Annotated in this window: 13 protein-coding genes; 10 read left to right on the top strand and 3 right to left on the bottom strand. The window is 36.4% G+C overall.

Annotated elements, in window-relative coordinates:
- Window positions 1–5: 5 nt before the first annotated feature.
- Entirely contained in the window at window positions 6–3476 is a 3471-nt protein-coding gene (locus tag BN1354_RS05780; protein WP_053826507.1) for a glycosyltransferase family 117 protein, read from the bottom strand.
- 493 nt (window positions 3477–3969) lie between these two features.
- Between BN1354_RS05780 and ndk the strand changes: the two genes are divergently transcribed.
- From ndk to folE, 7 genes are all read left to right on the top strand, one after another.
- Window positions 3970–4431: a nucleoside-diphosphate kinase gene (gene ndk / locus BN1354_RS05775; protein WP_045089336.1), complete on the top strand. Its 462-nt coding sequence runs from the start codon at window positions 3970–3972 to the stop codon at window positions 4429–4431.
- Between the two features lie 49 nt (window positions 4432–4480).
- The gene (locus BN1354_RS05770; protein WP_053826506.1) at window positions 4481–5503 is read left to right on the top strand and encodes a peptidoglycan DD-metalloendopeptidase family protein; all 1023 of its coding nucleotides are present in this window, start codon (window positions 4481–4483) and stop codon (window positions 5501–5503) included.
- 114 nt (window positions 5504–5617) lie between these two features.
- Window positions 5618–6199, top strand: a complete 582-nt coding sequence (locus BN1354_RS05765; protein WP_045089338.1) for a DUF1599 domain-containing protein — start codon at window positions 5618–5620, stop codon at window positions 6197–6199.
- A 53-nt stretch (window positions 6200–6252) separates the two neighbouring features.
- Window positions 6253–7500, top strand: coding sequence for a BT_3928 family protein (locus tag BN1354_RS05760; protein ID WP_074010738.1), 1248 nt, complete (start codon window positions 6253–6255; stop codon window positions 7498–7500).
- Window positions 7501–7531: 31 nt separating this feature from the next.
- Window positions 7532–8287 carry a triose-phosphate isomerase gene (gene tpiA / locus BN1354_RS05755; RefSeq protein WP_053826505.1) on the top strand — a complete coding sequence of 252 codons (756 nt, stop codon included), beginning with the start codon at window positions 7532–7534 and terminating at the stop codon, window positions 8285–8287.
- Between the two features lie 95 nt (window positions 8288–8382).
- Window positions 8383–8892, top strand: a complete 510-nt coding sequence (locus tag BN1354_RS05750; RefSeq protein WP_045089341.1) for an SPOR domain-containing protein — start codon at window positions 8383–8385, stop codon at window positions 8890–8892.
- Between the two features lie 18 nt (window positions 8893–8910).
- On the top strand, window positions 8911–9489 hold the full coding sequence (folE, locus tag BN1354_RS05745) for a GTP cyclohydrolase I FolE (RefSeq protein ID WP_045089342.1): 579 nt from the start codon (window positions 8911–8913) through the stop codon (window positions 9487–9489).
- A 147-nt stretch (window positions 9490–9636) separates the two neighbouring features.
- On the opposite strand, the gene typA is transcribed toward folE, so the two are convergent.
- Window positions 9637–11439: a translational GTPase TypA gene (gene typA / locus BN1354_RS05740; RefSeq protein WP_053826504.1), complete on the bottom strand. Its 1803-nt coding sequence runs from the start codon at window positions 11437–11439 to the stop codon at window positions 9637–9639.
- 269 nt (window positions 11440–11708) lie between these two features.
- Here typA and ahpC point away from each other — a divergent pair, with 269 nt between their 5' ends.
- From ahpC to BN1354_RS05725, 3 genes are all read left to right on the top strand, one after another.
- Window positions 11709–12275 carry an alkyl hydroperoxide reductase subunit C gene (gene ahpC / locus BN1354_RS05735; protein WP_045089344.1) on the top strand — a complete coding sequence of 189 codons (567 nt, stop codon included), beginning with the start codon at window positions 11709–11711 and terminating at the stop codon, window positions 12273–12275.
- Between the two features lie 95 nt (window positions 12276–12370).
- Entirely contained in the window at window positions 12371–13927 is a 1557-nt protein-coding gene (ahpF, locus tag BN1354_RS05730; RefSeq protein WP_053826503.1) for an alkyl hydroperoxide reductase subunit F, read from the top strand.
- A gap of 87 nt (window positions 13928–14014) precedes the next feature.
- A complete protein-coding gene (locus BN1354_RS05725; RefSeq protein ID WP_045089346.1) occupies window positions 14015–14872 on the top strand; it encodes an energy transducer TonB in 858 nt (285 codons plus the stop codon).
- Here the strand turns inward: BN1354_RS05725 and BN1354_RS05720 are convergent.
- The gene (locus BN1354_RS05720) at window positions 14855–15475 is read right to left on the bottom strand and encodes a NigD1/NigD2 family lipoprotein (RefSeq protein WP_053826502.1); all 621 of its coding nucleotides are present in this window, start codon (window positions 15473–15475) and stop codon (window positions 14855–14857) included. The two genes, BN1354_RS05725 and BN1354_RS05720, sit on opposite strands and share 18 nt — an antisense overlap.
- Window positions 15476–15480: the final 5 nt, after the last annotated feature.

Genomic DNA, 15480 nt, shown 5'->3' with positions numbered 1-15480 from the left:
TTCTACTATTGTGTTGAACTACTATATTGTTCGAGTAATCGAGGATTAAATTGCTTCATTACACCCATTGCTTTTTGCATAATCTCTTCCTCTTCGGCACGACGTATTGTATCATCAGAAGGTACGGAGTAATAACCCCTTACTGCACTATCAGTGATCTCTCTTAAAATAGTATCTCCTACATAAGGAATACCTTTCATATAGTAAACCTGTGCTCTTTGTAATAGGTCATCTGTCAACAGCTTATATTTCTCTTTATCATACTGCTGATAAATATTTTTAACTAGCATTAGCGGACTAACATTATTATATATAATATCAGTCATTGTATTTGCAATCTGTACAGGCTTTAATCTCTCGAACCAGTTTAGGTTTGCATTAATCCTGTTATGGATTTCTGTGATAAGCTCATTTGCTTTTTCATATTCACCAAGCTTGTAGTATGCTCTAGCAAAGATAACACCGTCAGTTCCATATGAAACAGCACTGTCAGGTATCATTGAAGTGATTTTATCGAGAGCTGTCAAAGCTTTCTCATTTTCCCCTGCATCGACTAGAGCATCAACCAAATGAGTGAAATATAACCTGAATGTTGACAACATTCTTCTACTGGTTTGATCCATATAAATATCAGGATCATTTTCAAGACCACCCCATCTGAATTTATTAACCATATTATCGAATGCAGCCTCCAGGTTCACACCATTATTAAGAGGTTCTCCCGGAACTACCTGATAGGCGAGACCATTCAGAGAGAAGTTATGATCCTGCAAATTCATATATAGTGAAGGAGTGATTGTTGTAGCGTAATAGAGTGGTCTATTCCAGTTGTCATCATTAAGATTAGTGAGAAGCTCCAGAACCATCAGTTCATGCCTGTAAACAGCCTGTTTCCCTGAAAGATTTATCAGCATCTTGTCAGTAGGTTTAGCAGCCATATTTTTCCAGTCAACGGCAGAACTGTCAACATCCAGATAAAGGATATCACCAGGAATAACCTGTGTATTACCTGTGTTAAAAGGATTTGCAGGTCGAGAGTTTTCACCTGTCCTTAAATTCTCCATAGTCTGTTTCAGTGAGATTGTATCACGGAACGCGTTTCTGTCGTAATAATTACCATAAGAAACAGAAGGAATCTCACTCTGCCTTAGTACACTTTCAATTTCTTCTTTTGAAATGACAAAAGCCGCACTACCATCATCACCCGAGTATCTTGGGCGAGACCATTTTATTGGTAATGGTTCAGATTCATAAGCAGGCTTTAAAAGCTGATCTATATACCATTCCGTTTGCAGGAAACTCAAATTTGTAACCCTTACATCTGTTCTGAAGCCTTCGGTCTCCTGAACATACCACAGAGGGTAGGTATCATTATCCCCATTTGTAAATAGAATAGCATTTTCTCCTACACTACTCAGATAATTCATTCCTGTGTCACGAGCAAGAGTTCTGCCTGAACGATCATGGTCATCCCAATTCTGAGATGCCATCTGTATTGGAACAAACAAGCAGGCTACAGATGCAACTACAGTAGCAACTCGAGTGTTTTTTATATATTTTTTGAGGAATAGAGATATCCCTGCAACTCCCATTCCAATCCATATTGAAAAAGCGTAGAATGATCCTGCATAGGCATAATCCCTTTCTCTTGGCTCCATGAATGTCTGATTTAGATAAAGAATAATTGCCAGACCTGTCATAAAGAACAGCAGAAATACAACTATAAAGCTCTGCATTCCTCTTTCTTTTAGCTTTAGCTGATATAAAATACCTATGATACCTAATATGAGTGGCAACATATAGTATTTATTCCTTCCTTTGTTATTAACAATATCAGGAGCAATATCATCCTGAGGTCCAAGACCCAGTACATGTTCATCAATAAAGGAAATACCGGTAATCCAGTTACCTGCAGTTATTCCTCCATCACCCTGTATATCATTTTGTCTCCCAGAGAAATTCCACATAAAATATCGCCAGTACATATAATTGAACTGGTAACCAAACATGAACTTCAGATTCTGAAAAAATGAAGGTTTCTTGTTTTGATCTGTAACACCTCCCCATCTCTCATAACCCATAATATGATTCTGAAATGCTGGATTATTAGGGTTTGAATGCATCCTTGGCAGGAGCATTGTATTAGTGTATTTATATATTGGTGAAGTGGTCTTCTCATAACGATCCTTTTCATCAGGGGAATTTTTCACAACCTGTTTATAACTTACACGCTCACCTTCTATAATTGCAGTACCGTCTGCACTTCTCGCTATCTTAGACGCATAAGTTGTACCATGTATCAGCGGAGTCTGTCCATACTGTTCGCGATTCAGGTAGCTTCCAAGTGAGAATATATCTTCGGGTGAATTAAGATCGAGCGGTGGGTTAGCACTTGATCTTATTGGTATCAGAGCATAAGCTGAGAAACCAACTAGAATCACCATGAAGCATGAAATTGATAGGTTTATAAACCTCATGCTTATTTTCTTGGATTTGAAAACTATATATGCGACTGTAGCAATAAGTATTACCCAAAGCCAGGGACTTCCACTTATAAACAATACACCAGTCAAAGCCAGTGTAGCAAAGAATGCAATTCTTGCATTTCTTTCATTACTACTGGAAGATATGGTGTAGTAAAGTCCCATTGTAATTGTTCCAACCAGTATCAGTAAATAAAATAATACTCCTGAATTATATGGTAATCCAAAGCTGTTAACAAACAGAAGTTCAAACCATCCTCCAATTTTAGTGAAACCTGGTATTACTCCCCACATCAATATTATGATAAGTCCAAATGAAACTAGAAGAGCTTTTAAAGCCCCTTTCCAGTTGGCTTTTTCATTTTTCTTAAAATAGTATACAAGAACAATTGCAGGTATACACAACAGATTTAGCAGATGGACGCCTATTGAGAGCCCCATTACATAAGCAATGAGTACTAACCATTTATCTGAGTGTGGTTTGTCTGCATTATCTTCCCATTTTAGAATCAACCAGAATACAAGTGCAGTTAGCATTGATGAAAAGGCATATACTTCACCTTCAACTGCTGAAAACCAAAATGTATCAGAAAAGGTATAAACAAGTGCACCTACAATTCCGCTTCCAATAACTGCGGTAGTTTGACCAGCATTTAAAACAACATCACTGCTTTTTTGTAATAGTTTTCTAGTTAGGTGAGTTATTGTCCAGAAAAGGAACAAAATAGTAAATGCACTCATAAGAGCGGACATAATATTTACCATCATTGCTACCTGCGAAGGATCTTTTGCCAGTTGTGTGAAGAAGTTGCCAACAAGCATAAAAAAAGGAGCACCTGGTGGATGTCCAACTTCAAGCTTGTATGCTGATGTTATAAATTCTCCACAATCCCAGAAACTGGCTGTAGGTTCTATTGTAAGAAGATAAACTGTGGCAGCAATCGCAAAAACCACCCAACCCGAGATGTTATTGATAAGCTTGTATTTAGACATTTTTCTTATTAGTTTTGATTCATGGCATCAACCTGAATCATACAGATTTAATATAAAAAGTGGAGCAAAGATACTTAAATCTCTTTATACGATTGTCTGTTTTGAGAGGATTTTAAGTCTTTCTTATTAAAAAACGTGAATTGCGCCTCTATTCTCCATATATTAATATGCTGATTAATTACCACTTTAATAGTGTAATAATTTTTTTATCGTGTTAATGACTTATTGAAACTGATTTGAGTGAAAAAGTTGTAAATTGATATTTAATAATAGTATAATGATCTTAAAATCGACAAAATGTGTTCTATAACATGTTTATGGTTAATATATTGAAAAACAGAGTTGTAGGTCGAATTTAAGAGGCTTATTCAAATGTTACATGTGAAAAAAGCTAGTCGATAATTTGGAGTTCAAATAATAAAAACTTTACTTTGACATCGATTAAGGAAAAAAATCTGTAATAAAAAAGTTGTTAAGTAGTAGTTTTAATTAAATGCAGGTAACATTAGTAATTCTGAAGCCCTCCGCTATTCAGCGAGCAATACTGGGAGAAGTCATCTCTCGGTTTGAAAAAAAAGGCCTCCAGATTGTAGGAATGAAAATGATTAACCTGTCGGATGAGGTACTGAAGATTCACTATTCTCATTTAGTAAACAAACCTTTTTATGGGCGTATTAAAGATTCAATGCAGGCTAGCCCTGTAGTTGTTATGGCACTAAAAGGAGTTGATGCTGTGAATGTTGTAAGGAAAATCACCGGAGTGACAAATGGAAGAGATGCTCAGCCTGGCACGATCCGGGGAGACTATAGCATTAGTGTCCAGGAAAATATAGTACATGCTTCTGATTCTTATGAAACTGCACAAACCGAATTAGCACGATTCTTTACTACAGATGAAATCTTTGATTATCCGCAAATAAATATTCAGAGTATTTATGCAAACGATGAATATTAATTGCAATAAAAAAGTAATTATATGAAATTTGATATAAAACAAGGTATCGATGGAGATATATAATTTGTTTTCAAAAGCAAGAGTTTTACTACCGGCAGCCTTGATGTTTGTTTCATTAAACTCATTCTCACAAGTTAAACAGGAGTCTGCTGAAAAAAGCAGACCAGAAGTTAATTATAAGCAAGTACATAGTTCAAACTTAAATGAAAAGCAGAGTCTGTTTGCTGATGGACTTAAGCTTAAACTTGATTTGTCTGTACTGGATGATGCTGAAGAGCAAAGAGAGGAATTTAATCCAAATGATATACCTGCTGATGATTTATACGGGGGTATGTGGGAAAACAGATATGTCAATATGTATGGCAGTCTTAAGAATGCGCCGGATACATTTATAGTAGATTTGGATAATTTTACCATGCCTGCTGATGGACACATGACATCCAACTTTGGAAGAAGAGGTAGTCGTCGTTATCACTATGGTATTGATATAAAGGCTCAGACAGGAGACACTATTTATGCTGCATTCGACGGCAAAATCAGAGTTAAGCGTTTTGAAAGAAGTGGTTATGGTTATTATTTGGTTATCAGACATGTGAATGGACTGGAAACAGTTTACGGACACCTTTCAAAGTTTCTGGTTGAAGAGAATGATTTTGTTAAGTCTGGTCAGCCTATAGGACTTGCTGGAAATACTGGACGTTCATTTGGTTCACATCTGCATTTTGAAACACGTTTCTTGGGTAAACCAATCAACCCCAATTTTATTATAGACTTCCCAAATAAAACTGTTCACAAGGATGAGTATCTTGTTACCAATTCAAGTTACAAGAAAACAAATTCCAGCAGCAGATCAGTAATAAGAACATCGGAAGATAGTAATAATTACAAAGAGCCTGAAAATGCTTCCAATAAGTTTGTATCAGGAGAAGTACAGTATCACAGAATACAAAAGGGAGATACATTGGGCGCTATTTCCAAACGTTATGGTACTAGTGTAAGTAAACTATGTACTTTAAACAATATGACTACAAAAACAGTACTGCGTGTAGGTAAATCTATACGAGTCTCATAATAAAATAAAAGGCGTATATGTCTTAAAAAAGGTACAGGATATCAAACTTGTACCTTTTTTTTGTTTATCTTTGTTAGGTTGTTTTACGTTAAAAAATAAATAAAGAGAAATCCAATGAATATAACTAATATTCAGTTCGACGAAGTAGCTGGAATATGTCGCGATATCTTTGCCCGTAAATTACAAGATTATGGAGCCTCTTGGCGAATATTACGACCAACTTCTGTTACAGATCAAATTTTTATCAAGGCAAACAGAATTCGTACACTTGAAACCAAAAAAGAGAAGATGGTTGATGAAGGTATTTTTCCTGAATTCATTGCAATAGTTAATTATGGGATTATCGGACTCATCCAGCTTAAATTAGGATTTGCAGATACTGTTGATATTACAAACGAGAAAGCGCTTGAGTTATATGACGGGTTTCTTGAAAATACTAAACAACTGATGTATGCTAAGAATCATGATTATGATGAAGCATGGCGAAGCATGAGAGTAAGCTCCTACACAGATCTCATCCTTATGAAAATATACCGTACTAAAGAGATTGAGTGCAACGACGGTCAAACGTTGATATCTGAAGGAGTAGATGCAAATTATATGGACATGATAAACTATGCAATTTTTGGATTGATTAAACTTCATTTCCCGGAAGATTGTACCGATTCAAATAAGCAGGTTAATGATCTGCATTGATCGAAAATCAAAATATAAACTAGGAATAATCTATAAGTCAAGATTTTAATCGGGTGAAACAGAAAATTGTTTTAGAAAAAATTATAGTAGAACTGTCCCGAGTGATAGTTGGAGCTACATTTGCATTTTCCGGCTTTGTAAAAGCTGTGGATCCACTTGGTTTCACTTATAAAATGCAAGATTACCTCATCTCTCTTAATCTTGAAGGCCTTTTTTCAATTGCACTCACGTTAGCTATCATAATGGTAGTTGCAGAGTTCGTTTTAGGAGTGTTTCTTCTTCTAGGGATAAACAGTAAAGTGACTACCAGACTTATAGGGTTATTTATGGTGTTTTTTACTCCACTGACTTTTTGGATTGCTTTAACAAATCCTGTTGCAGATTGTGGTTGTTTTGGTGATGCACTGGTTATTAGTAACTGGGTCTCATTCTATAAAAACATCATACTTTTTGCAGGAATTGCTTTTTTGGTAATTAAATGGAAAAAGATTACTCCACTGTTCTCATCAAAAAAAGCTGCGATTGCTTCTTTTTTTATTATTCTATATGGACTGCTCTTTTCTCTGCACAACACTTATAATCTACCAATTATTGACTTCCGTCCATATAAAATAGGAGCAAATATCCCAGATCAGATGTTTGTTGATCCTGATAAAGCAGATATATACGAGACTATATTCATATATAGTAAGGATGGTGTTGAGAAAGAGTTTAGCGAGTCGGATTACCCATGGAATGATTCATCATGGATTTTTATAGATATGGAAACTCGTTTGGTAAAAGAGGGAATAAAACCAGCGATAGAGGATTTCGCAATTGAATCTTTATATTTGGATGAGTCCGGTGAGTGGAATGTAGGGGGAGATATTACAGATTTAATTCTTTCAGATACCACATATACATTCATCATGGTTTCATATTCACTAGAAAAAATGTCTGAAAGGTATCTTCCCAGGTTTAATGATATTGTAAATTATGCTGATGAAAAAGGGTATCCATTTTATCTTCTTACTGCATCATCAACTAACTCTGTAAAAGAGTGGGAGGCTAAGCATAATACTGGAGTTCAGTTTTGTCATGCCGACGAGAGAACTTTGAAAACAATGATTAGGGCTAACCCCGGATTAATGTTAATAAAAGAGGGTACTGTAATCAATAAATGGGATGATAGCAAAGTGCCATCACCTGAAAATCTGTTAATTAAAAAACCTGATCAGGGAAAAGGGACTGAGTTATTAATATCTATAATCCTCTTTTTCGTACCTTTGTTAATTCTTAAGGTGTCATACAGAAAAAAGTAATTGAAATTAATAATAAATTAATTATATAAACATGAGAAAGAATATTGTAGCAGGAAACTGGAAAATGAACAAAACCCTTCAGGAGGGAATTCAGCTTGCAGAAGAGTTAAACGAAGCACTGAAAGGCAAAACTGTAAATTGCGATGTAATTATTGGTACACCATTTATTCATCTTGCAGGAGTAGCAAATGTAGTTGATACAACAAAAATAGGAGTTGCAGCACAAAACTGTGCAGATAAAGAATCTGGTGCATATACCGGTGAAGTGTCTGCAGCAATGGTCGCTTCAACAGGAGCCAAATATGTTATTTTAGGTCATAGCGAACGCAGAGCATATTATCACGAAACCCCAGAAATACTTAAAGAAAAAGTATTGCTGGCTCTTAAAAACGGTCTTACACCAATATTCTGTATAGGTGAAGTGTTGGAAGAAAGAGAGTCTGAAAAGCATTTCGAAGTAGTGAAATCACAAATCGAAGAATCACTTTTTGATCTTTCAGCTGAAGATTTCGGTAAACTAGTTCTTGCTTACGAACCTGTATGGGCAATTGGAACAGGGAAAACAGCCACTCCTGATCAAGCTCAGGAGATGCATGCATTTATCCGTAAGACAATTGCTGAAAAGTATGGCAACGAAGTTGCTGAGAACTGTTCTATACTTTATGGAGGTAGTGCAAATGCAGGCAACGCGAAAGAACTATTCTCAAATCCTGATGTAGATGGAGGTTTAATAGGTGGAGCTTCGCTGGGTGTTGACAAATTCATGCCAATAATTGAAGCTTTTTAATACTTTAAAAGAAATTTATTATACATTTTACCACAGATTCACTATGAGTCTGTGGTATTTATTTATCTTTGTGCGAAGTAATAGAAAAAAAGAATATGAAATATTTCCCAAACCATAGAATTCTTCTTATTGCAATAATTCTTCTATCTGCAGGTGTTAATGCACAAACATCATTACAAAAAAATGAGATTCTTGAAGAGTTGAACAAAGATGTTCAGGGTAAAGGAGATGTTACTGTTTATCAGGATGAGAGTATTTCTCATATACTGGGAAGACCAGTGGGGCCTCCAAGAACTGTATATACAACCGCAGACGGTGCAGTACAGTATTACAAAACAAGAGGTTTTAAAATACAGGCGTTCTCCGGCAATAACCAACGCACATCAAGAGATGAGGCTAACAGGAAGCAGAGCCAAATAAATCAGTTATATCCAGATCTGGAGACAGTGGTCCTATTTGAATCTCCTTTCTGGAGATTAAGGGTAGGTAATTTTGAAAACCGGGGAGAAGCAGAAGAGGCTTTGCATAAATTAAGAGAATCATTTCCATCATTTGGTAGAGAAATGTATATTGTTGTAGATGAGGTGAAAATACCTGTCAACTAACCTCATAAATGGAATAAAATGTCATCTGAAGAATTAGAAAAAAACAAATCCATTATTTCGGATCACATGAGAGAGATCCTCTCTCTGCTTGGCGAAGATGTTTCTCGCGAGGGACTTATTAAAACCCCGGACAGAGTAGCTAAGGCTATGCAATATCTGACTAAAGGTTATTGGCAGAGCCCTGAAGAGATACTTCGTTCTGCTCAGTTTAAGGAAAACTATCGCCAGATGGTAATTGTGAAGGATATCGACTTCTTTTCAATGTGTGAGCATCATATGCTGCCGTTTTTTGGTAAAGCGCATGTTGCATATATCCCCAATGGTTATGTCACCGGTCTAAGTAAGATAGCACGAGTGGTAGATGTCTTTTCAAGAAGACTGCAGGTGCAGGAGAGATTGACAACGCAGATTAAAGATTGTATTCAAAATACACTTAATCCTATGGGTGTGATGGTTGTTATTGAGGCTAAGCATATGTGTATGCAGATGCGTGGAGTAGAAAAGCAAAATTCAATTACTACTACATCAGACTTCACTGGTATATTCCGTGAGCAAAAAACAAGAGAGGAGTTTGTTAATCTTATTAATAGGAAATAAGTTTGCAGAAATACAGAATAAAATAAACTGATCAATAAGGTAGAGATCTGTTTATAATAATAGCCGGTTATAATCATTAATAACCGGCTATTCTATTAAATTAAACTTACTCTTAATTTCAGTATAGCTTATCTGATTTTTATGGTTTTAAGATTTCTTTGATGCTCTTTTCCTATCGTTTTCATCAAGAAGTATTTTTCTTATTCGCATATGTTTAGGAGTGACTTCAACATACTCATCATCCTTTATATATTCCAGAGCCTCTTCAAGACTAAAGATAACAGGTGGAGCTAATTGTGCTTTATCATCTGAACCGGATGCACGAACGTTGGTAAGTTTTTTTGACTTGGTAACATTAACTACCAGGTCGCCTTCTTTATTTTGTTCTCCTACTACCTGACCGGCATATACATCTGTTTGTGGGTAGATGAAAAAATGACCTCTGTCTTGCAGTTTATCCAATGCATATGCATAAGCATTACCTGATTCTCCAGCAATAATTGAACCGTTTTGTCTTTTTTCAATTTCACCTTTCCAGGGCTGAAATTCAAGGAATCGGTGCGCCATAATAGCCTCACCTGCTGAAAGGGTTAGTACAATATTGTTTAAGCCTATAATCCCTCTCGATGGAATCACAAACTCCATATGCATGCGGTCACCCTTACTTTCCATGGTAAGGAGTTCACCTTTTCGGCGTGTAACAACATCAATAATTTTACTTGAATACTCTTCAGGAAGGTTTATTGTTAACTGTTCCACCGGTTCATGTTTTTCGCCATGTTTCTCTTTGATGATTACCTGGGGCTGACCTACCTGCAGCTCGTAACCTTCACGACGCATTGTTTCTATAAGGACAGAGAGGTGTAGTACACCGCGACCGTAAACTATCCATGAGTCTGAGCTTTCAGTCTCTTCCACTCTCAAAGCAAGGTTTTTGTCAAGTTCACGCATTAATCTTTCATAAATATGTCTTGAAGTTACATATTTACCATCCTGACCAAAAAATGGAGAGTTGTTTATTGTGAATAACATAGACATGGTTGGCTCATCAATAGCAATTGGATCAAGTGGTTCAGGTTTATCTATATCTGTAATTGTATCTCCAATTTCGAATCCTTCAATTCCAATTAATGCACATATATCGCCCGAGTTTACCTCGTTTACTTTTGTACGGCCTAATCCTTCAAAAATATCAAGTTCTTTTATACGTATTCTCTTAATACTACCATCACGTTTGCAAAGTGCATAATCTTTACCATTGAAAATTGTGCCTCTGTGTACTCTGCCTACAGCTATCCTTCCAACATAGTTAGAATAGTCGAGAGATGTAATTAGCATTTGCGGTGTACCCTCCAATACTTTTGGAGCAGGGATATGTTTAACAATAGCATCCAGCAGTGGTATGATATTTTCTGAAGGTTTTTTCCAGTCATCAGACATCCATCCCTGTTTTGCAGAACCATATATCGTAGGGAAATCAAGTTGCTCCTCAGTTGCATCCAGACTAAACATTAAATCGAATACCTCTTCCTGAACCTCTTCAGGACGGCAGTTGGGCTTGTCAACTTTATTAATAACCAATATGGGTTTCAGTCCAATTTCCAAAGCTTTCTGCAACACAAACCTTGTTTGAGGCATTGGTCCTTCAAATGCATCAACAACAAGCAGACAACCATCAGCCATGTTAAGTACACGTTCAACCTCACCTCCAAAATCGGCGTGTCCCGGAGTATCAATTATGTTGATTTTTGTGTCTCCATATTTTATTGAAACGTTTTTGGAAAGTATTGTAATACCACGTTCGCGTTCAAGCTCATTATTATCTAAAATCAGCTCATCTGTTTGCTGGTTTTCTCTGAATAGGTGTCCTGCCAGCAACATTTTATCAACCAGGGTTGTTTTACCATGATCAACGTGTGCGATAATGGCGATATTTCGGATGTCATACATAAAAACAATCTTTTTAGGGTGCAAAGATAGGTTTTTTACACGAGAATCTCTTAAATTTATATATAATATGAAATGTCTATTAATAATTATTATATTACTAACAAACAAAATAGTCAATATAGCTTTAATCTGATTTTAGTAATTCCCTCATTTGAACGTTATAAGAAAAGCATTTTCCACAAATAGATATTATTGATATTGTATAGCTTTTTAATAGGTCAGCGCTATCTTATCTTTGCACTGTTTATTAATATTAAAAGTTAATTTATATGCAACCTATTATTAATTCAAGAATTCCGGAATTCAAAGTACAAGCTTACCACAATGGTGAGTTCAAAACAATTACAGATAAGGACACATTAGGTAAATGGTCGGTATTTTTCTTCTATCCAGCCGACTTCACTTTCGTATGCCCTACAGAACTTGTAGACGTTGCAGAAAAGTATGAATACCTGCAATCAATCGGAGTGGAGGTATATTCTGTTAGTACAGACTCTCATTTCACTCATAAGGCATGGCATGATACATCAGAGAGCATAAATAAAATTAAGTATCCTATGCTGGCTGATCATACAGGTGAGTTAAGCCGTGCGTTTGGCGTACTTAACGAAGAAGATTATCTGGCCTACAGAGGAACATTTGTTGCTAATCCTGAGGGTATTGTGAAAGTACTTGAGGTGAATGACGGACCAATTGGACGTAATGCTGCAGAACTCGTACGCAAAATAGAGGCTGCTCAGTTTGTGGCTGAACATAAAGATGAAGTTTGTCCTGCTAAATGGGAAAAAGGTAAGGAAACCCTTAAACCAAGCATTGATCTTGTAGGAAAAATTTAATTTTAAACTCATAATCAAGCCCTCTGATCGATCTTCTATGGCCAGGCCATAAATATTAACAGAGGGCTTTTTATATAAAAAATGAAATAGTTATTATGCTCGACAATTCATTAAAAGAACAATTAAAAGCAATTTTTGCAAATTTAGAATCAGAATATCAATTTGATATATATGCATCTCAGGATCATGAAAGCTATAGTGAACTGGTTGAGCTGCTGGAGGATGTAGTTGCAAGTTCACCAAAGTTTTCTCTGAAAATAAATGAAGGAAACTACATTGCATTCAATCTGCTGAAAAATGGAGAAGAGACAGGTGTGGTCTTCAGAGGTATACCCAATGGTCATGAATTTACTTCACTTCTGTTGGCCGTGCTGAATAGTGATGGCAAAGGGAAAAATCAACCTGACGAATTTATAAGAAAGAGGGTAGAATCATTAAAGGGAAAGATTAATCTTACAACTTATGTTTCACTAACATGTACAAATTGCCCGGATGTTGTACAGGCCCTTAATCTCATGGCAATTATCAATCCTGATATAACACATGAGATGGTTGACGGTGCAATTTATAAGGAGGAGGTTGAATCATTGAAGATTCAGGCTGTACCTGCTGTATATGCTGATGGAGAACTGCTTCATGTGGGCAGGGGTGAATTTGGAACACTATTGACTAAACTTGAAGAGAAGTATGGTGTTGTAGAAAAAGAGACCACTGATTCGGAAATCAGGAGGTTTGATGTTTTAGTTGTAGGTGGAGGTCCTGCAGGCGCTTCTGCGGCAATATACTCTGCACGAAAGGGGCTGAATGTGGCAGTGCTGGCTCAGACAGTAGGAGGACAGGTAAAGGAAACTACTGGAATCGAGAATATGATTTCAGTACCCCAGACAACTGGAGAAAAACTTACTGTTGATCTTAGAAAACATATGGAGGAGTATCCTATCTCGATTCTTGAGCATAGAATTGTTGAGAAAGTTGAGGTAGATGGTAATGAGAAAATTGTACATGTTAAAGGGGGTGAGCGGTTTGCAACTGGTGCTCTTATAATTGCAACTGGTGCTAACTGGAAAAAGCTTAATGTTCCCGGAGAAGCTGATCATATTGGTAAAGGGGTTGCATTCTGTGTGCATTGTGACGGACCGTTTTATAAAGATAAGCATGTAGCTGTTATAGGTGGAGGAAACTCAGGTATTGAGGCTGCAATTGATTTAGCTGCAATATGTTCAAAGGTTACTGTATTTGAGTTTCTTGATGAACTTAAAGCTGATAAGGTGCTACAGGAGAAAGTTGCCTCTTTGCCAAATGTAGAACTGTTTTTAAGCTCTCAAACAATGGAGGTGCTTGGCGATGGTAATAAAGTTAGCGGTTTGAAAGTGAAAGACAGAAAAACTGAAGAGGAGAGGGTTGTAGATGTAGATGGGGTATTTATACAGATAGGGCTAGCCCCAAACAGTTCTGTTTTTAAAGGTGTTGTTAATGTTAACAGATTCGGAGAAATAGAGACAGATTCTCATTGTCGCACTAATGTTCCGGGTATATATGCAGCGGGTGATGTTACAACTGTACCTTACAAGCAGATTATAATCTCCATGGGTGAAGGAGCTAAAGCTGCCCTTACTGCTTTTGATGACAGAATTAGAGGTGTTTTATCTTAAAAGAGCTGTTGCAGTAACAGGAAAATCATATTTTTTATGTAAGTTTGTAACATTAATGCAATAAATTAGTTAAGAGAAAATTGTTACATGAAACTACGTAAAATTCACACTGTTATAGCAACATTCTTTATAGTTTGCTTTACTTCTTTATCTACAATAGATGCAATTGCTCAAAATGTTCCGGTATCTCAAAGTGACAAGATTGTAGAAAATCCTGATATCGTTCCTATGTTTACTGGTGGAACGGCTGAGATGCACCGCTTTATTTCCAATACATTAAGTTACCCGGCAGATGCTGCTGAACGAAATGCACAGGGTTTGGTAGTTTATACATTTGTAGTTGAAAAAGATGGTTCACTCTCCAATTTTAATATAATTCATCGTGCAGATCCTCTCTTGAATGAAGAGGCGTTGCGTATTCTAAAAAATATGCCACCATGGAGACCTGCACGTCATAATGGAGAGATTGTAAGGTCGGAAACTTATGTTCCAATGTATTTTAAACTTAACAAGAATGTTCAGTACTCAACAAGAACTTCAAGTTCTGCTACAGCAAGAGCGTATGCGAAGACCGACCAGTCAATCCTGGAAAATAGTGAGATTTATACGATAGTGGATAAAATGCCGGTGTATGAGTATGGTGAAAAGGAACTGGCTAATTTTATATCATATAACATGCGCTACCCGAAAGAGGCATTACAGCAGGGTATTGAGGGCAGGATATTATGCTCCTTTATAGTGGGCAAGGATGGCTCTATATCAAATATTGAAGTTGTGAGCGGATCAAATGAGGCTCTTAATAATGAAGCTATTCGTGTATTGGGTTTAATGCCTAAATGGACTCCGGGTGAAAATAATGGTGAAAAAGTGAATGTAAAGTGTCTGCTTCCGATAGATTTTACTATTGATGAACAGCCTATTCCACCATTAACAAGCTCCAACTAGGGTGAAATTGAATTGACGCAATTCCTTATTTGAATATATAAAAAGTCTGAATGGAACTTCGGTTTCGTTCAGACTTTTTAGTTTGCTAAGTCTGAATGAAGCATACATAATTTGAAAGTATCCGGGAGGATCATTATTCATTGAGTGAGAAAGATATAGATCTGTACCTTCTGTTGATGTGTCTTTATAAAGAGCAATTGTATGTGGTGTACTGTGATATTCAATCTCAAGAATTAAATTCAGATAGTCACCTTCAACCCACACACTTATAATTTTTAATGGGTCATTTTTATAATTCTCGGGATAGCCTTCAAAAAGCACATCACCTGAGAATACTGGTGTAATATTTTTAATTTCTATTTTATCACCATTTAAGGGTGTCCAGTATAAAATAACCCTGTCGCCATCACTACCGTGAAAATCTTTAACTTCAATCGGTGATAGTACTTTACCATTATCTAATTTGAAACGGTAGGTGTCACCCTGTTTAATCACTGTGGCGAACTCGGCAAGAAAATCATCCATTCTTTCAGGCTTTTTATCGCAACCTTGAATAAGGGTAAGAGATAATATAACCAGAAGAGTGAATGCTATCTGCTTCATTAAAG

Source organism: Lascolabacillus massiliensis, from assembly GCF_001282625.1.
Classification (GTDB): domain Bacteria; phylum Bacteroidota; class Bacteroidia; order Bacteroidales; family Dysgonomonadaceae; genus Proteiniphilum; species Proteiniphilum massiliensis.
The sequence above is the reverse complement of the archived record's forward strand: the minus strand, read 5'-3'. Positions and strand labels throughout refer to the sequence as shown.